Source organism: Virgibacillus pantothenticus (assembly GCF_018075365.1).
Taxonomy (GTDB): Bacteria; Bacillota; Bacilli; order Bacillales; family Amphibacillaceae; genus Virgibacillus; species Virgibacillus pantothenticus.
Genome location: NZ_CP073011.1, coordinates 2,612,929 through 2,639,430, shown reverse-complemented (window position 1 = coordinate 2,639,430; position 26,502 = coordinate 2,612,929). Strand labels below are relative to the sequence as shown.

General features: G+C 37.5%; 18 protein-coding genes. 14 read left to right on the top strand and 4 right to left on the bottom strand.

All coding sequences use genetic code 11. The features are described from left to right. Positions 1-641: 641 nt before the first annotated feature. The 5 genes from KBP50_RS12360 to KBP50_RS12340 all read left to right on the top strand — a co-directional run bounded on the left by KBP50_RS12360 (position 642) and on the right by KBP50_RS12340 (position 8,906). Positions 642-2,141, top strand: coding sequence for a TIGR02677 family protein (locus KBP50_RS12360; RefSeq protein ID WP_050352277.1), 1,500 nt, complete (start codon positions 642-644; stop codon positions 2,139-2,141). Continuing rightward, positions 2,131-3,306: a TIGR02678 family protein gene (locus KBP50_RS12355; protein WP_050352278.1), complete on the top strand. Its 1,176-nt coding sequence runs from the start codon at positions 2,131-2,133 to the stop codon at positions 3,304-3,306. The genes KBP50_RS12360 and KBP50_RS12355 overlap by 11 nt, the downstream gene beginning before the upstream one ends. After that, complete coding sequence (locus KBP50_RS12350) at positions 3,293-4,732, top strand: hypothetical protein (RefSeq protein ID WP_050352279.1); 1,440 nt, start codon at positions 3,293-3,295, stop codon at positions 4,730-4,732. Before KBP50_RS12355 ends, KBP50_RS12350 begins: the two co-directional genes overlap by 14 nt. 21 nt (positions 4,733-4,753) lie before the next feature. Beyond that, positions 4,754-7,444 carry a TIGR02680 family protein gene (locus KBP50_RS12345; RefSeq protein ID WP_050352280.1) on the top strand — a complete coding sequence of 897 codons (2,691 nt, stop codon included), beginning with the start codon at positions 4,754-4,756 and terminating at the stop codon, positions 7,442-7,444. Positions 7,445-7,604: 160 nt separating this feature from the next. Beyond that, a complete protein-coding gene (locus KBP50_RS12340) occupies positions 7,605-8,906 on the top strand; it encodes a TIGR02679 family protein (protein ID WP_050352281.1) in 1,302 nt (433 codons plus the stop codon). 650 nt (positions 8,907-9,556) lie between these two features. On the opposite strand, the gene KBP50_RS12335 is transcribed toward KBP50_RS12340, so the two are convergent. The 3 genes from KBP50_RS12335 to KBP50_RS12325 form a co-directional block, all read right to left on the bottom strand. Then, entirely contained in the window at positions 9,557-9,877 is a 321-nt protein-coding gene (locus KBP50_RS12335; protein WP_050352283.1) for a hypothetical protein, read from the bottom strand. Between the two features lie 324 nt (positions 9,878-10,201). After that, on the bottom strand, positions 10,202-11,659 hold the full coding sequence (locus KBP50_RS12330; RefSeq protein WP_050352284.1) for an aldehyde dehydrogenase family protein: 1,458 nt from the start codon (positions 11,657-11,659) through the stop codon (positions 10,202-10,204). A 20-nt stretch (positions 11,660-11,679) separates the two neighbouring features. After that, positions 11,680-12,543 carry a methyl-accepting chemotaxis protein gene (locus KBP50_RS12325; RefSeq protein WP_050352285.1) on the bottom strand — a complete coding sequence of 288 codons (864 nt, stop codon included), beginning with the start codon at positions 12,541-12,543 and terminating at the stop codon, positions 11,680-11,682. A gap of 718 nt (positions 12,544-13,261) precedes the next feature. On the opposite strand from KBP50_RS12325, the gene KBP50_RS12320 reads away from it, so the two are divergent. The 8 genes from KBP50_RS12320 to KBP50_RS12285 all read left to right on the top strand — a co-directional run bounded on the left by KBP50_RS12320 (position 13,262) and on the right by KBP50_RS12285 (position 23,699). Further along, positions 13,262-14,956 (top strand): methyl-accepting chemotaxis protein, encoded by a 1,695-nt coding sequence (locus tag KBP50_RS12320; protein ID WP_050352286.1) that lies wholly within the window; start codon positions 13,262-13,264, stop codon positions 14,954-14,956. Between the two features lie 1,112 nt (positions 14,957-16,068). After that, a complete protein-coding gene (gene ltaS / locus KBP50_RS12315; protein WP_050352287.1) occupies positions 16,069-18,030 on the top strand; it encodes a lipoteichoic acid synthase in 1,962 nt (653 codons plus the stop codon). A 537-nt stretch (positions 18,031-18,567) separates the two neighbouring features. Continuing rightward, on the top strand, positions 18,568-18,663 hold the full coding sequence (locus KBP50_RS22500; protein ID WP_072742087.1) for a putative holin-like toxin: 96 nt from the start codon (positions 18,568-18,570) through the stop codon (positions 18,661-18,663). Positions 18,664-19,182: 519 nt separating this feature from the next. Then, the gene (locus KBP50_RS12305; protein WP_050352288.1) at positions 19,183-19,377 is read left to right on the top strand and encodes a hypothetical protein; all 195 of its coding nucleotides are present in this window, start codon (positions 19,183-19,185) and stop codon (positions 19,375-19,377) included. 332 nt (positions 19,378-19,709) lie between these two features. Beyond that, the gene (locus KBP50_RS12300; RefSeq protein ID WP_050352289.1) at positions 19,710-20,909 is read left to right on the top strand and encodes a CynX/NimT family MFS transporter; all 1,200 of its coding nucleotides are present in this window, start codon (positions 19,710-19,712) and stop codon (positions 20,907-20,909) included. After that, a complete protein-coding gene (locus KBP50_RS12295) occupies positions 20,896-22,164 on the top strand; it encodes an MFS transporter (protein WP_232231218.1) in 1,269 nt (422 codons plus the stop codon). Before KBP50_RS12300 ends, KBP50_RS12295 begins: the two co-directional genes overlap by 14 nt. A gap of 5 nt (positions 22,165-22,169) precedes the next feature. Then, on the top strand, positions 22,170-22,334 hold the full coding sequence (locus KBP50_RS12290; RefSeq protein WP_156875372.1) for a hypothetical protein: 165 nt from the start codon (positions 22,170-22,172) through the stop codon (positions 22,332-22,334). 186 nt (positions 22,335-22,520) lie between these two features. Continuing rightward, the gene (locus KBP50_RS12285; RefSeq protein ID WP_050352290.1) at positions 22,521-23,699 is read left to right on the top strand and encodes an anhydro-N-acetylmuramic acid kinase; all 1,179 of its coding nucleotides are present in this window, start codon (positions 22,521-22,523) and stop codon (positions 23,697-23,699) included. Between the two features lie 249 nt (positions 23,700-23,948). Here KBP50_RS12285 and KBP50_RS12280 read toward each other — a convergent pair whose 3' ends face one another. After that, on the bottom strand, positions 23,949-25,598 hold the full coding sequence (locus KBP50_RS12280; RefSeq protein ID WP_050352291.1) for an SLC13 family permease: 1,650 nt from the start codon (positions 25,596-25,598) through the stop codon (positions 23,949-23,951). 232 nt (positions 25,599-25,830) lie between these two features. On the opposite strand from KBP50_RS12280, the gene KBP50_RS12275 reads away from it, so the two are divergent. Next, positions 25,831-26,427 carry a pyroglutamyl-peptidase I gene (locus KBP50_RS12275; RefSeq protein ID WP_050352292.1) on the top strand — a complete coding sequence of 199 codons (597 nt, stop codon included), beginning with the start codon at positions 25,831-25,833 and terminating at the stop codon, positions 26,425-26,427. Positions 26,428-26,502: the final 75 nt, after the last annotated feature.

Here is a 26,502-nt window from a genome sequence, read left to right as displayed (position 1 = left end):
GAATGTAGGATGCTGGTCTTCGCTCCACTTTTTCATAGGATGAAAGCAAGTTCCATCTGATGGAAGATTCACTCTCCAAAACGTAAGTCTAAGAACTTAAATCTATTCATAAACTGCTGAAGTTCGTTTAGAGCTTGATAAAGACACTATGAAGCGTGCAAATAGCATGCTTTTTGTACTTGCCACGAAGTTATCTCCATTCGTATATAGTGAATATTTTGGCGTAATCTGTAACCAGATCAACTTGCCCACTCAGCCTCATGAGAGTTCTTTATGCTTTAGAAGCTGAAAGCAGATGCCCCGATTTTAAATGTTTCCCCACTGCGTATTTTCATTTAGTACATTTTACCTTGTTTATGAACATATCTTCGTGCTTGTTATCTATGTTATATAAGATGCTGTAAGACTCTCACTTCAGGAGTTGGATAATCTGTACAGCAACAAGTCTAAGTGGGGGGTAACAGCAGCACCTAAATGCCCTATTTCGTAAGAGGTCTTTAGGTCATAGCATTACGACAAGCAGTGGGGGATGAATGAAAACCCCCACTGATTGAAGATTCACTTTGTTTTGTACGGTTGGACTTCAATTTCATTAGACTTTACAATAAAAAGAAAAGACAATTTATGTAGGAGAATGTCTAATGATGCAAACTTTTAAAAAGGTCATTGAAGCAAGTTATTTAACAGCTGAAAAAGCTTGGAGTTATCGAGCTATTCTGCGTTATTTTTATATACAGCATGAACGGATGCGGGAGTTTCTATTTCCTGAAGAAATATTGGCGCACCTTAAAGGATCATCTGATTTTAAAGATTATACGGAAGAGCAGCTACATCAGGATTTGGAGCAGTTGGTTAGATGGAATAACTTGTTGGCTCGTCAAGAAATGGGCAGAGCACATACGATTGAAGAGTTTAAGAAGAAACGCTTTCGTTATCAATGTACACCTTACACCGTTGAATTTGAACGAATGCTATCTGAAATGGAAAAAGGCGGCGACGTTTTTGGTGGATCACTAGAGAAAAAAGAATTTGAACGGTTATATCAAACATTAGTTGACATGGAAAAGGCACTTCAACAACCTGCTTTGCCTCAAGCCGATGACTGCTCTCAATTATGGAATGATATTTTTACTTACTTTCGATCGATTACGAAAAACACGTCTGATTATATTGCCCATATTAACAGTGAACAGGCAGAAGAAAGGATGCATACAGAAGCTTTTCTTGTATTTAAAGATCAATTCACATCGTATTTGCGAGATTTTATTGTTGGTTTGCAGCATACAGCACAAAAAATTCAACAATTACTTCGCTCCATTGATATGGAGAAGCTACGACCATTTATCCAGCAGGTCATTGTTCATCAGCAACATGTTCCGAGATTTGAGGAGGTAATGGATGATACAGCACTAATGGAGGATATGGAGGGAAAATGGCAAACATTAACGGTTTGGTTTTTAGGAGATGCTTATCGCGAAAGCGAATTGGACAGCTTGCAAACACGAACCAATGAACAAATCCGCCGCATTACTCGCGTAGTTCAACGGTTAGGAGAGCGACATCATTATTTCCGTAGTCGTAAAAAAGATTATTTACATTTAGCAAACTGGTTTGCTTCGATGGAAAACGTTGACGAAGCTCATGAATTATCTGCTGTAGCTTTTGGTGTATTGCATACCCGTCATTTATTTAGTGACCATATACCATCAGAGGATATTTATACAGATACTTGGCAAGAGCAACCAATAAAACATGAAACGAATCCACGAATCCGTAATTACCGTGAAAAAACCAAAGCAGGTGCAATTATCAATCAGCGGGAAGCGAAAGAAACTGTCCGAAAGCAATATTTACAAGAAAAGCTTGCTGAACAAAACACGATAGAAAAATATATAGAGGGAAATACCATCACGATTGAAAACCTACCAATTATTGAAACAAATGTAAGAAAAATGTTGCTCAGCTGGATTGGAAAAGCGATGGCTAAACAAGATCGAACCTTTAAAACCGAGCACGGAAGGGTTGTAAAAGTCCATCTGACTCCCGAGCGACGAGTTCCATTGCGAGCAGAAGATGGAACGATGGAAATGCCAGCAGTGACATTTGAGTTTTTAGATGAGGTGAGCAACCATGGAGCATAATCAGTTCGATGATAAAGCGCAAACGGCAATGCGGATGTTGTTTGAACATTTTTGGATACTGCGAGCTAAACAACCAGAAGCCTACCAGTTTATTAGAGAAAGAGAAAAAGTAATTAAGCGTTATGTAACCGACAAGCTTGGCTTTGACTTAATCGTACATCAGCATTTTATTAAGTTGGAAAAAATACCTGTCGAAACAAAAAGCTGGATGGGTATGCAAGAGTTTCAAGAGCCTCGTGATTATGCGATTTTCTGTTGTGCTTTAGCCTTTACAGAAAACCGTACCGTAGATGAACAATTTTTATTAACGGAAATATGTGAAGACATTAAAGATCTTTATCCAGGTGATCTTCCTCTAGATTGGACGAATTATCATCACCGTAAATCGCTTGTTCGGGTTATTAAACAGCTGGAAAAGCTGTCCATTCTGTCAGTGGTGGAAGGAGAAGTCGAACATTTCGCCTTGAATGAAGAGCATGAAGTGTTGTATGAAGTAACGGTATATGCAAGATACTTTATGCGATCTTATCCAAAAGATTTAATGGATTACCATTCTAAAGAAGATATTATGCAAGGCGAGTGGGATAGACATGAAGCAGTAGATGGGCGACGTAAACGCGTCTATCGTAAATTACTGTTATCACCAGCTGTTCAACGAATGGGTGAGGATGATCCTGATTTTGCTTATATCCGAAATTATCGTAATCGTTTGCGGGATGATTTAGAAGAGCATACTTTATTTCGTTTTGAAATTTTTAAAAATGTTGCCTTGCTCGTAGCAGAAGAGAAAAAACAGGAGCTTACGTTATTTCCTGATCAGAAAGCTATTATGGATGTTGCGTTGCATCTTGCAACTTACATTAGAGATCATCAAGCAGATTATAAACCAGATACATTTGGAAATATACGCATCAGCGCAGTTGCATTTGAACAAATTATTACTTCTCTCCATGAACAATATGGAGCAGGATGGAGTAAGCAATATCGGGAAGGTAGTATAAAACAAACACAAAAGGAATTAACCGAAACGTTGAAAAGTTGGGAGATGCTTCAGCAAGATGATTTTACGAAAGACTATATCATTCGCCCATTGCTCGGTCGTGTAGTGGGGAAATACCCAAGGAAATTTGTAGAAGAAGGGATGTCACAGCATGAGCAAAAATAAATGGCAGTTGCATCGTGCGGGGTTATTGAATTTTTGGTACTATGATGATGAATTTTTTGAATTTGCAGACGGGAAACTTTTATTGCGAGGCAGTAATGGCTCTGGAAAATCAGTAACGATGCAAAGTATTTTACCAGTTCTTTTAGATGGTAAAAAATCTCCTGATCGGTTAGATCCATTTGGTTCTAAAGCGAGAAAGATGGAAGACTATTTGCTTGGTGAAAAGGATATCGTTGATCGAGATGAACGTACTGGTTATTTATTTATTGAATACAAACGTCAACATACGGATCAGTATATGACAACAGGTATTGGTATGCAGGCGCGGCGACATAAAACAATGAACACATGGTATTTTATGATTACGGATAACCGACGCATCAATGAAGATTTGCTGTTGTACGAAACAGAAAGGCACGCTGGAGAAACGCAGCAAATTCCACTCTCGCGGGTGCAATTAGAGAATCGAATTGGTGATGGGGGACATGTCGTTCGTACACAGACCGAATATATGCAACTTGTAAATAAATATATTTTTGGATTCGAGGAAATTGATGCATTTGAAGATTTAATCAAGCTGTTAATTCAATTGCGTAGTCCAAAACTATCGAAAGATTTTAAGCCAACGGTCATATATGAAATATTAGAAGCTGCACTTCCTCCTTTAACCGATGAAGATTTACGCCATTTATCGGATACGATTGAACATATGGATCAAACAAAACAACAAATTGAGCAATTAGAACGTGAGCAGGAGGCGTTAAACAAGTTAATTAGGCGTTACGATGATTACAATACGTATATGATCACTGCTGCGGCTCACGAATATATGGAAACGAAGCAACAGTATACGAGAAAAGCGAATGTATTGGAAGAAAAAAAGCGAGAAGTAGAAAAGCTAGAAGCAGCGATTCTGAACTTATATGAACGAAATAGAACGTTAGAACAAGAGAAAGACATACTAGAGAAAAAGCAAGAGCGACTACGCCATCATAAAGTTTGGAATTTAGAAAAGGACCTTACAAATGAGCAACAGACCTTGGAAGAAATCGATGCAGATATGACGCGTAAACAGAATCAAGTTTCAGAAAAAAAGCGGTTAGAATTACGAACAGAAGATAACATTTCTACATTAGAAGCTGAAATCACAGATGTGGAAGAGACGATGGATGATGAATTAGAGGACTTACAACTTGCTGCTGAAGAAGCTTCTTTTATGCAGCATGATATCAACGAACAGGATTTTAAACGGCATCAAATGGAGAAATTTGATTTTACTGTTTGGCGTCAGGAAGCGGAAGCACATTATCAGTTGTTAGATACGATCACCGACGAGGTTCGTACGTATGAACAGCTACAACAACAATTAGTCGATTTTCAAAAGAAGCTCGCTGATTCGTCGCTACAATTAGATACAATCCGTTAAGAAGAAAAGGATTGGCGAAATGTGTTTGAAGAGGATAAACAGGAAAAGCTTTCTGAAATTTATCAGTGGGTAGAAACGAATGCATTTCTACCAATTGATGAAGAAATATTGCAAAAAACGGCACGGGAGATCGACCAGCTTTATGGTGAAAATACGTATGAAGATATCCGCCAACTGTTTGTGAAAAAAAGTACTTCTTACCAAATGAATAAAAATGAGGTCATTGCAACGCATTTAGGAAATTTGTCATTTGTTCAAGAAGAATTAAAACACAAAAAAGCAGAATTAACATCGTGGCAAACGAAACGTGATCCTGAACCACCATATCAGAAAGAAGCAACGAAACATGCACGAATGCAACTGAAAGAAAAAGGCTATGCATTTGCTCCTTTTTATGAGGTTGTTGAATTTCAAGACCATGTACCAGAAGCGCTACGAAAACAGCTAGAAGCTATATTGCTCGATGCTAATATATTGGATAGCTTAATGGCGGAAAATGGAATACCGCTTGCCAATGACCGGATTATTACGCCACAGCCGCAAATGATGGCACATACGCTTGCGGATTATTTAAAACCAGATATAGATCCGGAACAATCTTTACCTGAACAATTGGTTGATGATGTGCTTCGCAGTATTTTAGTAGAAGAAGAGCTACAGACAGAGAGCTTTAGCTTTAATGAAGATGGAAAATATCGAATAGGTTTAGTGGAAGGACACACATCTAGCGTGGATGCTGTTCGCTATATTGGAAAAAATGCCCGCAAACGATATCGTGAGGAAATGATAGCACAACTTCAGGAAGATATAGAAGGCTTACAACACCAAATTAATGAGGTGAACAAGAAAATTCGTGATCTAGAAGCAAGTGTCCTTGCTGCACAAGAAGCTATGAAGCAATTTCCTGATGATGCAGATTTGCAAGTAAGTTATACAAAAATGAAAGAAAAGCAATTTGAGGGTAAGCAACTGCAGAAGGAATTAGAACGAATCGACGCTGAAATGCAAGCAACGAATCAGGTGTATCAAGAGAAAAAACGATTACTTGACGAAAAAACAAGAGAGTTAAATATTACCTTTTCCCTAGAAGGGTATCTAGAAGCGAAAAAAGAAATGCGTCGTTACGAAAAGACGTTGAGTTCGTTAGTTACTGCTCATACTACCTTTTTACTCCAACAAGAAAGTATGATCCAAACTCGTGAGCGATTAGCACAAATAATAGTTGAGGTCGATGAGTTAAATGGAGAATTAAATGTAGTAGCTGATAAAAAGGCGAAAGTAAAAGGAAATATGAAAGAGATTGAACGGCAATTAGACAGGCATGGTGTTGCAGATATTCGTAAGCAAATTCAAGAGGTACAACAATCTTTAAAGCAGACGGAAAAAGAACACCTTGAAATCCAAGTCAATATACCTAAAAAAGAAGCAAATCGTGATATGCTGACACAACAAATTCAGGAAGAAAAGCAGCAGCTGTCATTTTTGGAGAAGATGATTGAAGCGTGGCAGGACACGTTTGTTCAGGAGATTCATTATCAATTTATATCATTTCCAGAGACATATGAGACAAATGAAGATCGTGCGAAGTGGGTTCTAAAAACGTATAAGCATTGGTTAAAAGAAAAAAATTTAACGACAATTGAAGGACAATTGACGAGTGTATATTATGAACAACATTCCAATCTTATGGAATATAGGATGTCTGATGTACAGGTACAAGCGGAACATTATCCATGGATGGAAGAAGAATGGAAAGACGATCAACGGCTAAAAATCCAATATTGGAAGGAAAAGGCTACCCGGCGATTAATTCAGCTTGATTATCAAGGGAAGCGTGTTGACCCTTATGTCGTACGGGAGAAAATAGAAAATGATTGCTTACAGCAACAACATTTGTTGGATGACCAAGATCGTAAATTGTATGAGGAAATTTTATTTGACTCCGTGGGCAAAAAATTAAGGAGCCGTATTAGTAGGGCACAACAATGGACAGAAAAAATGGATAAGTTGATGGCAGCAAGTGATTCATCATCTGGCTTATCTTTTTCCATCAAATGGAAACCGCGTACAGCTGAAACCGAAGTAGAGCTCGATACAAAAGAATTGGTCGATTTATTACGTCGTGATTCTCGTTTGCTAAAAGAAGAGGATATGTTAAAAGTAATTGAACATTTTCGTTCCAGAATTGCTAGAGCAAAAGAGCTTGTTGAGATTAAGGGAGAAGGCAGTACACTTTTACAGGTGTTAAAGGATGTGCTCGATTATCGAAACTGGTTTTCGTTCGTATTATCTTATAAGCGGACAGGTGAACCGAAAAGAGAGCTTTCTAACCATGCCTTTTATCAATTCAGTGGTGGGGAAAAAGCAATGGCGATGTACATTCCATTATTCACAGCCTGTTATTCCCGTTATTTAGAAGCTGCAGATACGGCTCCTTATATCATTACTTTGGATGAGGCTTTTGCGGGAGTGGATGAAGATAATATTAGTGTGATGTTTCGTTTAGTAGAGGAGTTAGGTTTTAATTATATGATGAACTCTCAAGTACTTTGGGGCGATTATGAAACGATATCAAATCTGGCAATTTATGAGCTCGTTCGACCGAAAAATCAAGATTTCGTTACAGTTATTCGCTATCATTGGGACGGAAATAAGCGCTCATTAGTTGTAAATGATATGATAAATAAAAAAACGAACACCATGAATGTATAGGCATATAACGAGAGGGAGGAGAAGAATTTGGGACATCATACATCTCCCTCTACTTCATTAATCATATTAGCTAGCTCCCCAGTAAATCGTTTCTGGCTAGTTGAACATAGTTAAGGATATGCGATGATAGATTTCTTCATAGAAAGTGGTGTGAAGCAGAATGGAAACGGAGGACCTTTTAAAGGAAGCTACCTTGTTTTTTAAGAGTGAACAAGCATATGATAAGCTGTTTAAGCAGTTTCGTAAAAAGTATGAATCGCTTGGTCGAATTGGAGGGACGATTTCGGTTCAACTATTTTCAGAGCGAGAATTAGAGGTTATTGCTAGCTTCTATGGTACAACGAAAGAAACATTAATGAAGAAGGGCACGATACATGTTGCCCAATTTGCAAGCCAGCTTCAAGAGACGAAATACTATGGAATCGAATTAAAGCAACTCTTGGACTATTATTTTGGTGAAGAAATCATTTCTAAAAAACAACGCAAGGAAATAGCGCAACATCGACTAGAATCTCATTTACAACAACTAGCATCGTCTTATCCTTTGCTTTTTGATTGGCTCCTATATGTACTATCGACGCCTTCTGACATGAGGTGGGTTGTTCGTTTAGCTGAAAAGGATGTTACTTATTTTGATCAATTAGTAGGTAAATTAGCTAAAGCGCGAGAACATTTGCCGACTAAGCCAGAGCGTTTACCTATGTTTAGCCAACGTATAACGGCAGACCCGCATGCCTTTGATATTAATACAGATTTAGGAAAATTATTTATTGATGTGTTAGCTTTTTATCATCCAGAATGGTCCAAACATGAGGTGCCACAAACAACAGAGTCAATCAATGAGCTTTTACGCGTTCACCACATTTACCGGGATGACCTATTAAACTTTGTTACGTGTTCAGGGCTTCTAGCAGAAACAATGGAAGATGTTTTGCATCCAGTATGGTCCGCAGCTGTAAAAATGAATACAGTGCAAAATGTTCCATTGCGAGAGTTATTTGTGATAAATAGAATCTTCCCTGCTATTGGAAGCCATGTTTGGGTTGTGGAGAATTCGGGCGTCTGCTCTGCTTTACTGGATGAGCTACCAAACACTCCAATTGTTAGCACGAATGGGCAATTTAAGCTGGCAGCATGGATATTACTAGACTTACTTGCTAAGGAAGGTTGCACCATTTATTATGCCAGTGACTTTGATCCTGAAGGCTTGGGTATGGCTGAAAGATTATTATATCGTTATCCTCAACATGTGAGGGTTTGGCAAATGAGCATACGAGCTTATAAAAAGAGTAACCCAGTCAAATCAATAGACGAAGAGCGATTGAAAAAACTCGAGCGCATTGAACATCCAGATTTGCTCACACTTGCTCAAGAAATAAAGCGAACCAAAAAGGTGGGGTACCAGGAAGCGCTAGTAAAGGATATGCTACATGATATTCAGCAAAAGCTACTAAGAGCTTAATAAAGAGGAGTGACATGCAGAAAAAGTTTTGTCGAGGACATCTAGTTCTCTGGGCTTTAAAGGGCAAAAAGTTGCTGTTAAGTATTTACAGAAGATAAAAAAATCGGAAAATAATTATGAAGTTAAATGGAATGTTAAAAATAGAAAAGGCAAAGTAACTAGCTTAGTAAAAGTGTTTCATAAGCAAGGCAAAAAGCAAAATAGAGTGTTTGCTATTGATAATGGGGCAATTCCTTTAGAGGCAAGGACAGATCCATGTTTGGAATTTTCATGTAGCTGCAAATATAAGCGTTCATCATTCTTTAAGAGCACTAGTATCTAGTAAACAATAAACCTATAAAAGGTCGAACGATATTATATTAATTTATTTATAAGAGGCTAAGACATAAGCAAATACTATATAGCAAAAGCCGAACGATCAATTTATAATTGTTCGGCTTATTTGTATTAGAAAATTCTTACCATGGCTACGTCAAAATCCTTCGCTTTCCGGGGCGCCTCAGCTTCCTGAAAGCAAAAATCGCTTTTCTGCGGGATCTTCAGCACGCGCTGTTCCCAGGAGTTTACATATTTTTACTACGCTAAAAATTTGCGTATACAGAATGGACGAACGTTTTATTAATCAGCTGTTTTAGTTATGTCAGAACCTTTTATTTCTTTGTTTGTAATTCTTTAATTATATCAATAGGATGTATTGAATTCTCATCTGTACCTACCCCTGGTTCATTGGTGTAAGGCATACAAAGGTCGGCAAACTTATTTTCATCTTCTAATAAAGCAATATAAGTAGTATATCCTTCAAAATCTGAAGGGAAAAGGTTTGCCTCTCCTACTTTATTTTTTAAAGCTTCATCAATTGCATTTCTTAGATCAATCAAACCTTGTCTATTTCCAATTATAAATGATTCCATATGCCAAGAATCTTGAGCATATATGTTACAAACACGTAAATGATCCGTATCAGAAGACATACAAACACACCCTTTACAATTATTTTATCCCGCATATAAGGTGCTGTAAGACTGCCTCTTCAGGAGTTGGATAATCTGGACTGCAAGATAACAGCACCTAAATGCTTGATTCGTAGAAGCCCTTAGGTCATATCATTACGGTACTAACAATCAGTGGGGGATGAATGAAAACCCTACTGATGGAAGATTCACTTTATATAATATTAACAAACATTGGTAAAAAAGTAATTAATTAAATATAAAGCATTTCCATTTCCTGTGGGGGATGAAAAAGCCCTCCTAATTTAAAGGATTCAATTATATATCCCCATCCATTTGTTTTTATTAACTGTATGGATAGCTTCTAGCTTTATGCTGAATGCTAATCCATTTAAAGGTAGTAAAGGCATCTAAGCTCCAATCTCCATTTAATCGGCCTAAACCGGAACTTTTTACACCACCAAACGCTACATGAGGTTCATCGTTGATCGTACCGTCATTAATATGAATCATTCCGGTATCCATTTGCTTTGCAAGCTCTGCCCCACGTTCAATGTCACTAGTATGAATGGCACCACTTAAGCCATATAATGTATCATTTGCATATGAAATAATCTCTTGCTCATCAGCTGCTTTAAGAATGGAGACAACAGGTGCAAACAACTCCTCTTGCGCAATGGACATATCGGGAGTTACATCCGTGAAAACAACTGGCTCAACTACATTTCCTTCTATTTTACCTTGGAGAATTGGCTTAGCTCCTTCTTGAATGCCTTTAGCAATTAAAGCTTTTGTCGTTTCTACTTGTTGCTCATTAATAAGTGGTCCTATAATGGTGTTGGGATTTTTGGGATCACCACAAGTTAATGTAGCTACTTTAGCCACATATTTATCAACAAATGCTTCATAGACTTTTTCATGAATAATCAGTCTATTGGCCGACATACAAATTTGACCTTGATGTGTAAAACGGCTAAATACCGCAGCACTCACCGCCAAATCAAGATCTGCATCCTCTAATACGATCAGGGCACTATTTCCTCCTAATTCAAGATGAGCTTCCTTTAAATATTTGCCAGCAACTGCACCAATATGCTTGCCTACCTTTGTAGATCCGGTAAAGGAAATAGCCCTTGGAATAGGATGTGCAACAAAGTGATCGCCGATTTCCGAGATCTCCGTTGTAATTACGTTAAGTAGCCCCTTTGGCAAGCCTGCATTCTCAAAAATAGATGCGATCATGGTTCCACCTGTAATCGGTGTATGCTCATGCGGCTTTAAAACGACTCCATTACCTGCTGCTAGTGCAGTTGCTACAGATTTCATGGATAGGAAGAATGGAAAATTAAACGGACTGATTACACCTACCACGCCAACGGGAATTCGATAAACCCGATTTTCTTTATCATCAATAGGAGAAGTTAAAATCTTTCCATCCATGCGAAATGGAAATGTTGAAGCTTCTTTTATCATATTTGTGACAAGACCAATTTCAAATTCTGCTTTTAACCTTGTGCCACCGATTTCGTCGATAATGATATTAACGATGGATTCATGATTGTCCTTAATAAATTGAACTGCGTTTTCAAAAACCTCTCGTTTTAAAACAGGATTGGTTTTTGCCCAGCTTTTCTGTACAGTAGCTGCAGCTTGATAAGCGCTGTCTACATCTTTTTTACTTGCTGCTTGATATGTAGCAATAAGCTCACCGTTGTAGGGATTTTTGTTCTCCATAACACGAGAAGACGTTCCTTCTTTCCAAATTCCATTAATATATTGACTGGATAAATTCTTAAATGACATATATAACCCTCCATAATAAGTTAATTTTTTAGCTGGATATTTTCTTTGGCAAGCTGAGCTAAAATTTGAATGTTACCATTCACTTCTTGAATCGTTGCTGATAGCTCCTCAATGGCTGCTGATTGGCTATCTGATTCACCATTCGCCTCTTGAATGTATTTATCTAAATTAGAAATCACTTCTTTAACGTTATTTGTTATGGTCTGAATTTCAATAACCTGATCTTTGGAATTTGCAGCCATCTTTCTAATTTCATCCGCAACTACTGAAAAACCTCTTCCATGCTCTCCCGCTCTAGCTGATTCAATCGCTGCATTCAGTCCTAACAAATTACTTTGATCAGCAATTCCTTTCACTACGTTGGAAACCTCTTCAATCGTATCTACGCGATTCGTAACTTCGGTAGCTTTTTCAGATATAAATGACATATTGTTTGCTAAACCTGTAATCGATTCAGCCATATCCTGTATTGTATTGGTTACCTCCTCAAATACAGTCGATAAATTAGAGGAAATCTCAGAAAGCTGATTTGCTCTTTCCACGCTAAGTCCTATTCCAACACCACCAATAACGTTGCCGATTTCATCGTGAAGAGGTATAGCCCTGGCAATTAAGTTTACACCGAACAACTCCGCTGGAACTATAGCTGCTTGATTTTTGTTTTGACGAATTGCATTGGTAACAATGTCCCCCTCTACTAATGGATCCCCGGGTTTTACATTTAAAGAGAAGGTTGTTGCTGGAAAATTAATGATGAGCTTTTCCGTATCATAAATTCCAATTGTAACATCTTCATTCATTAAGTCTTGTAAAAAAGGGGCAACTGTAACAAAAGATTGCAGCATTGGGTGTATATTTACTTGACTATCTGTTGATTTATTCATTTTATCCACACTCCTAGTCATGTTGTAAAGCAGTAATGTTCACTCAAGTTATTCGGAAAGAAAGAATCACTGGATAACTATCTCTCTAATTACTAATATCGGTAAGCGACCAACATTTATTAATTACAAAAAACAGATGCCTGTATGTAATTCAATGAAAGATTTTTCTGGAGTATGCTTCTGCAATACTATAAATAGACTGTTTCATTCGAAAATAAAAAAAACAACATCATCACTCACATAAACACTTTATGTTTTACTTGTATGTACCGATAAAAGATAAGTAGGTTATATCGAGGATAAAACTTACACTTCTCAGAAATATAAGATGTAATAAATCTTCCATTTCAAGCGTTGAAAATGATACAAAAAAGTCTAATTGGGGGAATAAAGCATCTACTAAGTACCTGATTCGGCAAATGGTCTTAGGTCATACCATTACGGTACTAACATTTATAGGAGATGGAGGAAAATTTCTACTGATTAAAGTTGCATTTTATTGGATGATTGCGAGTATTTAAGTTTATGCTGTTGGGAGGAATTATTACGATATCTGAAAATAGATGAGGGGTATCTTTGAATTAGATAATGGGTGGTGCGGCGATCAATTTGTTTAAATAAACTTTGCATTGTAGCAGCCAGCTACTACAAGTATGGCTTGAAAAGATAAATAGGTTAACATCATCAAAGGCTTCATAACATATAAGGAGGCAGGAGCATGCGCAAACTTTTTACATTTAAAAGTATTCGAATGAAACTTATCTTTGCTTTTTCTATTGTCATTATATTAGTAATATTATTAGGCATTGTAAATGTAGGTAGTATTAATAAAAGTAATCAAGATACAAAAGAAATCATAAAACAAGATATGCAGATCTTAGTCGCTCACGAACAGCTGGCACTTAATATGGCTGAACGAACAGGCTATTTGCGAGGATACTTATTATATAATGATGAAAGATATAAACAGAATTTTGAAAATACCGTTGAAAAAACAATCGAATTGGAGGAATTTGTTTTAGCTCACGATAACTCGGAAAAGGTTCAGTCTTTAATGGAGAAGAAAAAGGAGTGGGGAAAGCTTACGGATAAGTTTTTTCATGAAATGGAAAAGGGAAATAGTGATAAAGCAAAAGTGATCATGGCAAATGAAATCCGGCCAATTGGAAATCAGCTAATTGATGGTTTTAAGGAGTTAGCTCAAACGAGCGAAAATAAGATTACAGAAAAAGGCAAAAATGTCATTCAAATAGGGGAGTTTACTTTATGGATGGGCTTAATCGTTACGGTAGTTGTAGTCGTATTAGGAATGGTTACTGCATACATAACCGCTAATACAATCGCAAAACCGCTACAACGTTTGAAGGATCGAATGAAAAAGATTGCTGACGGGGAATTGAGTAGTGAAGCTATACAAGCAAAAGGGAAAGATGAGGTTGCTGAATTGATGATGGCGACTAATGAAATGAATGACCAATTGAAGGAACTGTTAATGTCGATAAAAAGTGTGGCTAGTGTGGTTGATGATAAATCACAAGGATTAAATCAAGCAGCAAATGAGGTGCAACAAGGAACAGAGCAAGTGGCTGCGACGATGGAAGAGCTTGCGTCTGGCGCAGAAAATCAGGCAAATCATGCTGCAAATTTAGCCAGTATGATGAATGATTTAAACAGTACGATTCAAGAAGTGACTCAGAGTAGTGATAGTATAGAGAAATCTTCTAAGGGCGTATTAGCTAAAACAAAATCCGGGCATGAAATTATGGAAACAACTAATGATCAAATGATGAAGATAGACCAGATCGTTAAAAATGCTGTTGACCGTGTCCGTGGGTTAGATATGAAGACACAGGAGATTTCGAAATTAGTAACCGTAATTGGTGAAGTCGCCGAGCAAACCAATTTATTAGCGTTAAATGCTGCTATTGAAGCAGCAAGAGCGGGAGAGCATGGTAAGGGGTTTGCAGTCGTTGCTGACGAGGTAAGAAAGTTGGCAGAGCAAGTCTCTGTCTCATTAAATGATATTAAAAGCGTGGTTAATGATATACAAACGGAGTCGGATCAAGTAACTACTTCACTTCAAGATGGTTACAAAGAGGTAGAAAATGGTTCTGAGCAAATGTCAAAAACAAAAGACACGTTTGAAGCAATTTACCAATCTGTTACTGAGATGACCGATTCTATTTCAGTAGTTAAAACACATTTTGAGCGTGTTTCTGATAGCAGTAAAGAAATGAATGCCTCGGTAGGAGAAATTGCAGCTATTTCGGAAGAATCAGCTGCTGGTATCGAGCAAACCTCCGCTTCAACGCAGCAAGCGAGCAGTTCGATGCAAGAAGTAACGTCAAATGCAAAACGACTTGCTAATTTGGCAGATAATTTAAAGACATTAATGCAGCGATTTACTATATAGACATGTGCCTTATAGTGCTTAATCAAAAAGAAGGTAAAAAGGATCAAGGTCGGCTATGGTCTCAGGCGTCCTTGAAACAGAAAAACACTTTTTCTGCGGGCGATGTATTGCTGGCGTAGCCTTCCTTGTCCAGTTGCAACGCCGACCTTAGCACGTCCTGTGCGCCTGAGTTCGAGACGGTGATGTTTCGAGTAGCGCGCTTGTACAGGATGTACTGACTTCTGTGCCCGTCACAGGATGTGGACGATTTGAGTAGCAGAACCCCATATACGGAATAGATACATGAGCACTAGTGAAGCTTCCTCGAAACACATTTTCCCTTGGAAAAGGGACGGAGAAATAAGCCAACTAGAAACAGCGATGCGTCATTTTGGGTTTTGAACAACCTCTTATAATAAAAACCATGGGTAGTACCATGGTTTTTTTTAAAAGATAAGAAAATATAAAATTAGGTGCTTGGAGATAACGAAATAACTGAATAGCCACGTCCGGCTTCAGCGCCCAGCAACGATGCGACTTTAGAAATGCGCCCTTCGATAAGGCGCATCATCGGTTCGCCTTTAAGAGGAAGGCCGACTAAAACGGGCTTGCCGCTCAGACGTCGGCATACCCCAGTTTTAGTGGCATGATTCCTTTATCCCGTAAAAAGGCGTTGTAGACTCCCACTTCAAGAATGGAAGCGATGAGCTAAACAAGTCGAAGTGGGAGGCAGCAGCAACTAAATCCCCAATTCGTTCAAGGGCCTTTAGGTCATACCCTGGTGGTACTAACAATTAGCGGGGATAGAAGAAAACCCCGCTGATTGAAGGTTCACTTTATCTTTAGTTGATTCGTTCCATTCACTACGTTACTAAACGGGTCCCCAGCGCCTTTGTTCTTGGTAAAAATGGGAATAATTGAATAACTCAAGCTATGAAGTTTAACTTGAAGCAATGATAATATAGATGATTCGACAAAACATGATAAAACTAGTCAACTATCACTCTTAGAAAATAATTGACCCACAGGGGATAATGCGCTATAATTAACAATCGTATTAAGAAAAATTAATATTTAATTTAAATGAAATTAAAAAAGCAAAATTTGATTTTAAATAATTTGAGGTGAAAAAAGTGAAGAAATTAATATCCAGTAAATTAGGATTCTTCGCGGTAGCACTGGTACTTTTTTGGGTGAAAACGTATTTAATATATAAATATGAATTTAGCTTGGGTGTAAGTGGGGTGATGCAAGAATTTCTATTATTCTTCAATCCGCTAAACTCTGGGTTGATTTTTCTAGGACTAGCGTTGTTTGCGAAAGGAAGAAAAGCGGGAATCTGGATAATCATTATTGATACGATTCTTTCGTTTGTTTTATATGCTAACGTTGTTTTTTATCGCTTTAATAGTGATTTTATTACCATTCCAACCATGCTTCAAACAGATAATTTCGGAAGCATTGGTGGAAGTATCGCAGATTTAGCAAAATGGAGCGACTTACTTTATGCGATTGACATCATTTTCCTGATTGGTTTATTTGTCTTTATAAGGAAAAACTGGTCCGTACAACGAATTCAACTTCGTAAACCTTTTTTAGTTATTGCTGCTGGTGTGTTAGCATTCACTATTAATCTTGGTTTAGCAGAGGCTGATCGTCCACAATTACTAGAACGGACATTTGACAGAAATTACCTAGTAAAATATTTAGGCGCATTTAATTTTACAATTTATGATGCAGTTCAAAGTGCTAAAACATCAACAAGACGTGTTTTAGCTGATAGTAGCGATATTACAAAAGTTGAGAATTATACAAAGTCCAAATATGCAAAACCAAATGAGAAGTATTTTGGTAAAGGAAAAGGAAAAAATATTATTAAAATTCATTTAGAGTCGTTTCAATCTTTCTTGATTGATTACAAGCTCCACGGGGAAGAAGTAACGCCGTTTCTTAATTCTCTAGTTAATGATCAGGAAAAAGGCTTCACTTATTTTAATAACTTTTTCCATCAAACAGAGCAAGGAAAAACAGCAGATGCAGAATTGATACTTGACACATCTTTGTACGGCCTTCCACAAGGGGCGGCTTTTGTAACGAAAGGCAATAATACGTATCAAGCGTTGCCAGCTATCCTTGATCAAGAACAGAACTATACGAGCTCTGTATTTCACGGTGATGGAAAGTCGTTTTGGAATCGTGATGAAGTGTATAAGCATCTAGGTATTAACGAATTCTATCATGAAGATTTCTATGATATGAGTGAAGAAAATGTTATTAATTATGGGTTAAAGGATAAACCTTTCTTTGAACAATCCATGCCTTATTTAGAAGATATGGAACAACCATTCTATGCACATATGATGACTTTGACTCATCATCACCCATATTTGATTGATGAGGAAGACGCAACGATTGACCCTGCTGAAACTGGAGACGGCTCTGTAGACCGATATTTCCAAACAGCGCGTTATTTGGATGAGTCACTAGAAGAGTTCTTCGAAGATCTGAAAGAAAAAGGGCTTTATGAAGACTCGATTATTATGATTTACGGAGATCACTATGGTATTTCAGACAATCATAATCGAGCAATGGAAGAAATCACTGGTGAAGAAATTACTCCAATGAAAAACGCAGATTTACAGCGTGTTCCGTTTATGATTCGCATTCCAGGTGTTGAGAGTGAAGGAACAAAAGAAACGTATGCTGGTCAAATCGATGTTATGCCGACATTGCTTCACATTTTGGGGATTGATGCTAAAGATTATATTCAGTTTGGTACAGACATGTTTTCTAAAGATCATAAAGAGTTTGTTCCATTCCGTAATGGGAATTTCATGGCACCAGAATTTAGCTATGTAGACGGAAAATATTATGATAGTGAAACAAAAGAAGTCATTGAAGAGCCTACGGATGAGATGAAGGAAATGCATGATACAGTTATGAAAGAATTAGAACTCTCTGATGAAGTGCTATATGGCGATCTACTTCGTTTTTATACGCCAAACGAAGATTGGGAGCCAATTGATGAAAGTAAATACTTCTATGGTGGTCCTAAAAATGACCCTAAAACGGACACCAAAGCTGAAGAAGAGTAATGATAAAGATCGGTTGACAGCCATGTGCTGCCAACCGATTTTTTATCCCGTATATAAGGTGCTGTAAGACTCCCACTTGAGGAGTTGAATATTCTGTACTGCAACAAGTCTAAGTGGGGGATGAATGAAAACCCCCACTGTTGAAGATTCACTTTATGCTTATAGAACAATATTCGACCTTTCAAATAATGACTTGTCTGATAAGTCTTACCTGAAGGCACTAAGCTCCCATGTATGTTACAAGCTTCCTTTTATGTACATCTAACAACTACTGTTATCTTTCAGACCGTTGTACCTTTTTTTATGTTCATTAAAACGACTATTTAGTAACAATACCTTTTAAATGCATTACATCTTAAGAGAGTGAGAGCATACAATGAAGTATACAAGCTTATGATTGCTTGTAACATACATGTAGAAAAAAACGGAACAAATGTTCTGTTTTCGGGTATTTATTTCTATATGTATGGCATACTAGGTATAGATAATGTTCTTGTAGGATCGGCCGGCTAGCCCTAAAAGAAAGGGGGGAGCCAGGTGAATGTTTATGAAGTTTTTGTTGTGATTTTTGCGTTTGGCACCTTTCTGGTGACGCTGTTGACACTGATCGTGCGAATAATTAATAAAAAATAGACCTCCAGTATCGAGTAACTAATCGTAGAGGCCTATTTCTATACAGCTGATCCTCGTTTTAAGGACCGCTTATCCTTAGACCACAGCTTTCTCTGTGGTCTTTTTAGTATATGTATTATTGTGCCAATAGTATACCATAAAAGCTAAAGCGAGCCAATAAGCGAATTGCTTTATCATTGCTAGTTGTATTCGCCCTCCGTGTACGCATATGTTCATCGTTGTGTAAATACATAGATAGAGTGTGAAATCGGAAAGTTAAAGTTAAAGTTAAAAAACTTTCGTCTTTTTCATACAATATATTTTAAATAAAGTGTGCTACATTGTCATCATTAGACAACAATGTAGTTGTTTCGGCAATTTTCTGAAATACTAACTTCCTTTCGACATACAACTGTTTTAATGCGAACTTGACTTCATTTGCTAGGTGGGTATATAGTCTTGGTAATGCTGGATTAAACAGGCACTTAGTCCTAATAAATCGTGAATATAAGCTAAAATAGCAAAGGAGATGTTGAAAAATTGGATTGGCAAACGGAAGGGATAAAATTGAACAAGCATTTACTATTAAAATGTGTAACCATGAGACATTTGGAATTTTCCTATAGAAAAAAGCAACTGTCTTTTATATTTAACTATTTAAATGACTTATCTAATAGCAATCAAGCGCAACGAGAAATATCAGAAAAATCAAAAACGGAAAGGTGTTCTTATTAAAAATTCACATGTCTATTTCTTTGAGGAAGGATATTTTTAAGGTACAACCGTTAAACAATGCTTTGTCACGCATGTAACTGGCTGGTAGTAGGACCTTTGTTTCAAAATTGGGGGTGAAATGAAAGGTAACGAAAGGTTCAACTGCAAATCAAATGCCCGGTTCTAATCAGAGACCATCAGGTTACACCTACGAACTAACAATTAGTGGGATAAATAAAATTCTATTGACTGAAGATTCAATTTTAACGTTCCTTTTACAGAAGCCTCTTATAGGAATGAGCAAGTTATGCTATATTAGAGAGGAATTCTTTACAAAGGAGAGTAGCGACGAAGTGGAGCAAACAAACGAAAAGAAAGCCATATTGTACAAATATTTATTAATAACGGGAATCATAGTCGCTGCTTTTAACTTACGTCCAGCAATCACATCTGTGGGTCCTCTTATTGGTGTGATACGTGATCGCCTTGAACTAGCTAACTGGAGTGCAGGATTACTTACAAGTCTTCCACTATTAGCATTTGCAATCACGTCTCCGTTAGTAGCCAGATTAAGTCATCGATATTCAAATGAATCTGTGATGGTGGCAGGTCTGCTTATTCTGTTTATCGGTATTAGCCTGCGCAGTTTTGCAATTATTGGTCTTCTTTTTGCAGGAACATTATTCGTTGGGTTAGGGATAGCAGTTTGTAATGTGTTATTACCGAGCATCATAAAAGAAAACTTCCCATTTAAGGTAGCACTTATGACGAGTATTTATTCTACAGCAATGGGGGTTTTTGCGGCATTAGCTTCAGGGGTAAGTGTTCCAATTGCTGAAGGACTAGGCATGGGATGGCAAATTGCCTTATGGGTATGGGCGGTTCCTGCGTTTGCGGGGATTGTAGTTTGGTTTCTCTTAATGAAACGGAAAAAAGGAGAACGACATGTGGTGTATTATGGAAATAGTACTAAAAATCAAATATGGTGCTCCCCATTAGCATGGCAAGTTGCTGGGTTTATGGGATTTCAATCTTCTTTATTTTACGTCACCATCTCCTGGATGCCGGAAATTCTGCAGGCGAATGGAATAACTGCTTCAGCTGCTGGGTGGTTGTTATCTTTCATGCAATTTATTGGTTTGCCGGCAAGTTTTATTGTCCCTGTCATTGCTGGTAAATTTCGTTCACAGCAAGGTGTCGTGCTCGTAATGGGATTATTCGCCATTAGTGGTTATGGAGGTCTTTTATGGGGGCAAACGTTTGGGACCATGATCATTAGTATTGTTTTGATTGGTTTTTCATTAAGTGGAATGTTCGCTTTAGCATTAACATTACTTGGAATGCGTGCTCGAGATGCAAAGCAAGCTGCTCAGTTGTCTGGAATGGCGCAGTCTTTTGGGTATATTCTCGCAGCTTTTGGTCCGATTGCCATAGGCTTTTTGTTTGACGCAACACAAACTTGGGATATTCCATTAGTAACGTTAATTATAGTAGCCATGATTGTGGTCATATTTGGTTTCGGAGCCGGGAGAGATAAGTATGTATTCGACTGATGAACAGAGAATGACGAAGAAAGAAGCGATGAATGACAAATGGAGCGACTCGTCACCATATAGTTTAAAAGATATTTACTTTTGGAAAATTACAGCTAGTCTAGCGTTAGCTTCTTTTTTTATTTTTGCTAGTATGTATGCTGTCCAGCCACTGCTCCCTGTATTTGTGGAGGAATTTGAAGTTAGTGTATCTGTATCCAGTTTGTCTATGTCGTTTACCATTATTGGGTTAATTGTTGGTCTGATTATGTTAGGATTTTTATCTGATCGGATGGGCAGGACGAAATTTATTAAACTGTCCCTATTAGGATCTATCATCCCTTTTTTACTGATGCCTTTGACAGACGGTTTTATCGTATTGATTGTGCTTCGACTTATCCAGGGGTTTGCGCTTGCTGGGCTGCCAGCAGCGGCTCTTGCATATATTCATGAGGAGATTGAACCTAAAAGTGCGGCTTTTGCAACGGCGCTATACATTTCTAGTAATGCGCTTGGTGGCATGGTTGGAAGAGTAATAACGGGGGTCATTGCAGACGTTGTATCGTGGCAGACTGCATTCTATGGTTTAGCAATTAGTGGAACCATTATATGGTTACTTGTCCATTTGATGCTACCTCGTTCAAGCTTCTTCCAGCCCAGTAATTTACGATTTAAAAAAGATATCGAAGGGTTCGTATTTCATCTTAAAAACCCTGCGCTTCTGCTCGTATTTGGGTTAGGGATTATTTTGCAAATGTCGTTTACAGGAGTTTGGACATATTTTCCATTTCACATGCAGGAAGAGCCATTTTTATTGCCATTGCAAACCATATCTTATTTCTTCTTTGCATACGGACTCGGTGTAGTTGGTTCGCCATTAGCTGGATGGCTTTCAGGATTTATTGGATTGAAAAAGGTACGTGTAGCTGGAATTCTAACGCTCTCGCTAGGGGTATTCATTACGCTAAGCAATTCGTTAATCATCATCATGGTAGGACTTTGTATTGCGTGTCTTGGCTTTTTCACAGCCCATTCACTTACAGCATCTTCTGTAAGTGAAACAGCAACGCATCACAAAGGAAGTGCTTCCAGTTTATATTTAGTAGCTTATTATATTGGGGTTTCCTTAGGAAGTTCAGCTTTAGCTCCTATATGGCATTATTTTCATTGGAATGGTTTAATTATATTACTTGGTTTGTTACCAATTGCGTACTTATTCTTTGTTCATTTTGCCACTAAATTTCAAAAAAATAAGCATCTGAGAGGAGGGGAATAGACTAGATGTTCAAACATCTACTTTACGAATTAATGGGATGGCTTTTTACCGGCGTAGGGGCATATTTTATTTATGAAGATCCAACTCTTGTTCTGCCCTATATTAGTTTAGGAATTGGATTAGCGTTAATCATTTTCCATTTACCAAAAAGCTTACGTCGAAAACAATAACTTCTAAGTTCTTTCATTTTTAAATAACAAGTTGAGTATTTGAATCAATTGAAACATAAATACATCTATATCTTTTATATTTTGAAATATAATTTCAATAAAGTTGTGTGTTGTGCTATAGTTAACAGGAGAACAATCTAAAATGCTTATGTACTTGTTATATTTAAAAAGAAAGGATAATGAAATATGCTAGGTTCAAGACAGTCAAGCAATCTTGTTGTTGGTTTAATGTCTGGTACATCCTTAGATGGAGTTGATGTAGCTGTTGTTGAAATAAAAGACCAAATGGATACGTTAGATTTTAAACTGTTGCATTTTACTAGTTTGTCATACTCGCAAACAATTAGAGATAAAATTTCAACCATATGTAATCCTAAAACAGCAAGCATTGAGGAAATATCAAGTATGAACATGTACCTTGGAAAACTATTTGCGGATGCCTCGCTTAAAGCAATACAAGAAGCGGGGCTATCATCCAAACAAATATCATTAATTAGTTCACATGGTCAAACTATTTTTCATCAACCAGAACCAAAGATGATTGCAGGAAGCGAAGTAACCTCAACTTTACAGATTGGGGATATTGGAATGATTGCAGAAAAAACGGGAATTATGACAATTGGTGATTTTAGAACAAGGGATATGGCTGCTGGAGGACAAGGAGCCCCACTAGTTCCTTATACGGATTATAAATTGTTTCGAAAAGAAGAACATGGGAGAGTACTCGTCAATATTGGAGGAATTTCAAATGTTACCATTCTTCCAAAGGGGTGTACAGAAACGAATGTTTTAGCATATGATACAGGTCCGGGGAATATGATTATAGATGCTTTTACAAGCTGGGCTACTAATCATACACAGAATTATGACAAAAATGGCGATATAGCAGCGAAGGGGAAGGTTAATGAAGATTGGTTGTCACAGCTCTTGGACCATCCTTACTTTCAGCTAGCGGCCCCAAAAAGTACAGGAAGAGAGTTATTTGGCGAAGCGTTTGCAAAAAGATTATGGCAAGAAGGAGAGCGTTATCAGATGAATCATACAGATAAGATTACTACGATAACAGCTCTAACTGCAAAAACAATCGCTATGGAAATAAATAAGTTTATAAAGTCTGCTAATTTAAAGGAAGTATTCATTAGTGGAGGAGGGAGATATAATAAAACGTTAATGCGATTTATTGCCAATTATTTGTCTCTAGATGTAAGCGTGTACGGGATAGAAGAGATTGGGATGTCCGCAGATGCCAAAGAGGCTATCTCCTTTGCTATATTAGGGTATCAATGCTATAAGCAAAGAACGAATAATCTTCCTGCAGCAACTGGCGCAAACAATGAAGTTATTATGGGGAAAATAGCGTGGTGACCTATTTGGGCTTGAAGTGCCGTTAACATTTCAACATATGCTATTTATTCTATAACTTCCATTTCTAGCATTAAACAATGGAAAAAACATGTGGGAGCTTGTTATCAACTATAGCTCCCACATGTTAGACTTTAAAAATAGGTTATAGTTCAATCGAATTCAAACACCTCATTTTAATTGACTGTTATTTTATTTCGAACCGTCTTCATGACATTTTACTTATGTTATCCTCCACCACGCTAAAATCTTCTACTTTACAAAGTTAGGCACTTCATTAATGTTTATGCCCCAGAAAATAGGGAGTAAGAAATAGATTGCTAATGTAACAAGAATGGTGCCAATAATATTTAAAGCAAAGCCGGATTTAGCCATATCCTGTATTCGCAAGTAACCCGAGCCAAAGACGACGGCGTTTGGTGGTGTTGCAACTGGCAGCATAAATGCACAGGATGATGCCACTCCAGCAGCGATCATAACTACAAACGGGTGTACTCCTAATGCTATAGCAAGCGCTGCCATAATCGGGTACATCATATTTGCTGTTGCCGTATTTGAAGTGATTTCCGTTAAGAAAATAACTAGTCCGGTAACGGCTAACAATACAATGAAAATATGAATGCCTTGCAATGCTGTTAATTGATTTCCAATCCATTCAGACAGGCCAGACTGTGTAAATCCTGCTGCTATCGCTAAACCGCCTCCGAATAATAACAAAATGCCCCATGGAAGTTTAACTGCTGTATTCCAATCTAGTAAAAATGTGTCTTTATGATTTTTGGATGGCAGTAAAAATAAAATGACGGCAGCGCACATTGCAATAATCGCATCATTAATGTTTGGATTGATATGGACAAGGAAAAACGAACGTGAGATCCAGGCACAAGCAGTAAGTACAAAGACTGTGAAAACAGCTTTTTCTTCTGCTGAAGACTTGCCAAGCTTCTGTATTTCCTGATGAATTACCGCTTTTCCGCCTGGTAATTCCTTTAATTTTAATGGGTAGGCTACTTTAATAAGGTAAAACCAGATGATTAAAATAAAGACCCATGCAATTGGTACTCCAAATAGCATCCATTTGGCAAAGGAAAGCTCTATCCCATACATTTTATTAATTACTCCAGCTAGAGCGGCATTAGGTGGAGTGCCAATTAATGTTGCAATTCCGCCAACAGAAGCAGAATAAGCGATACCTAGCATTAAAGCTTTTCCGAAAGCAAAGTTTTCTTTTGATGTGTCTATGGAAGGGTTCCCTTTTAACGCCTCGGAAATTTGATAAATGATCGCTAATCCAATCGGAACCATCATCATCGCTGTAGCTGTATTGGAAATCCACATGGATAAAAAACCAGTAGAAACCATGAATCCTAGAATAATTCGATTCGTATTTGTTCCAATTACAGAAATAATCGATAAGGCAATTCTGCGGTGTAAATTCCATTTTTCCATTGCTAGCGCTATCATAAATCCACCCATAAATAGAAAAATGGTATCGCTTCCATAGGAAGACGTCGTTGTACCTATATCTAATCCACCAGTTAACGGAAATAGGATTATCGGTAATAAGGAAGTTGCAGGTATTGGTATGGCCTCTGTCATCCACCAAATGGCAATCCAAATGGTACTCGCTAAGACTGCTAAGCCTTCCTGAGACAAACCTTCAGGTGAAAAAAATAATAAAGTGATGGCAAAAAGTAATGGTCCAGCAATTAAACCGATGATCTGCCCTGGTTTATAATTGCGGTTGCCTCGATAATCATGATTTTTTCCTGCTAGAGTATCAGAAGGGTCTATGGACCTACTTGTCGATAATCTAGAGGTATTAGCCCTAACAAAAAACGTAAACATAGATTTTATTTCGTCATGTTTCTCCCACATCCAATTCCACGTTGACGAAAACATACATATTCCCCCTTTATTTTCCCATAGTTAACATTATATGCATAGATGAAACAATCAGCAAGATAAGATGATTTCGCTTTCATTGTCAATAGAAATTTTAAAGTTAAATTGTTACATTTTTGATATTCTAAATTGATAAAGCGAAGATACTTTCATTTTTAGAATATGATATGATGGAATTTGGGTAAGAAGATTTTAAACACATTAACTTTAGGAAAGGGATACTGAAAATATGAAAAAAGTATTGTTAACCGGTTTTTCAGCTTTTTTAGATAATCCTATAAACCCAACCGAAGAAATCGCTGAAAAGCTAGACGGAGAAAAGATTCGAGACCATGAAGTTGTTGGAAGAAAACTGCCTGTTGCTTTTATGCAAGCTGGCAAACAATTGATTTCTTACATAGAAGAAATTGAACCAGATGCTATCATTTCATTAGGCTTAGCTGCCGGAAGAACCGCTATTACACCTGAACGAATTGCGATTAATTGTAATGATGGTCCAAAAGATAATAGTGGTTATCAACCGAATGGAGAAGTAATTGTTGATGACGGTGCCGACGGTTATTTTTCTACCCTGCCATTACAGGAAATCATCGCTACATTACATGCAGAAAAGCTGCCTGCTAAAGTATCTAATACTGCTGGGACATATGTATGTAACAATGTGATGTATCATGCCCTACACTTCGTGAAAAAGCAAAATTTACCGACTCCTGCTGGTTTTATACACCTCCCGGCCTCTCATGAACTTGCTTTGAAAAAAGAACTTCCCAGCTGGTCGCAATTTGATTTAATGAATGCTGTAAAAATAATCATTGCTAGTTTATAACATAGCTAGAATAGAAATTTTAAAGGAAAAAGTTCTTAAAAGGTTAAGCTCACATAATCTAAAAGCCGATTACGC

Coding starts and splice junctions, on each gene's coding strand:
- KBP50_RS12280 (WP_050352291.1), bottom strand. CDS start 25,598: ATGTTTTCGTCAACGTGGAATTGGATGTGGGAGAAACATGACGAAATA.
- KBP50_RS12335 (WP_050352283.1), bottom strand. CDS start 9,877: ATGTCTTCTGATACGGATCATTTACGTGTTTGTAACATATATGCTCAA.
- KBP50_RS12320 (WP_050352286.1), top strand. CDS start 13,262: ATGCGCAAACTTTTTACATTTAAAAGTATTCGAATGAAACTTATCTTT.
- KBP50_RS12360 (WP_050352277.1), top strand. CDS start 642: ATGATGCAAACTTTTAAAAAGGTCATTGAAGCAAGTTATTTAACAGCT.
- KBP50_RS12340 (WP_050352281.1), top strand. CDS start 7,605: ATGGAAACGGAGGACCTTTTAAAGGAAGCTACCTTGTTTTTTAAGAGT.
- KBP50_RS12355 (WP_050352278.1), top strand. CDS start 2,131: ATGGAGCATAATCAGTTCGATGATAAAGCGCAAACGGCAATGCGGATG.
- KBP50_RS12275 (WP_050352292.1), top strand. CDS start 25,831: ATGAAAAAAGTATTGTTAACCGGTTTTTCAGCTTTTTTAGATAATCCT.
- KBP50_RS12290 (WP_156875372.1), top strand. CDS start 22,170: ATGTTCAAACATCTACTTTACGAATTAATGGGATGGCTTTTTACCGGC.
- KBP50_RS12295 (WP_232231218.1), top strand. CDS start 20,896: ATGTATTCGACTGATGAACAGAGAATGACGAAGAAAGAAGCGATGAAT.
- KBP50_RS12330 (WP_050352284.1), bottom strand. CDS start 11,659: ATGTCATTTAAGAATTTATCCAGTCAATATATTAATGGAATTTGGAAA.
- KBP50_RS12285 (WP_050352290.1), top strand. CDS start 22,521: ATGCTAGGTTCAAGACAGTCAAGCAATCTTGTTGTTGGTTTAATGTCT.
- KBP50_RS12325 (WP_050352285.1), bottom strand. CDS start 12,543: ATGAATAAATCAACAGATAGTCAAGTAAATATACACCCAATGCTGCAA.
- KBP50_RS12350 (WP_050352279.1), top strand. CDS start 3,293: ATGAGCAAAAATAAATGGCAGTTGCATCGTGCGGGGTTATTGAATTTT.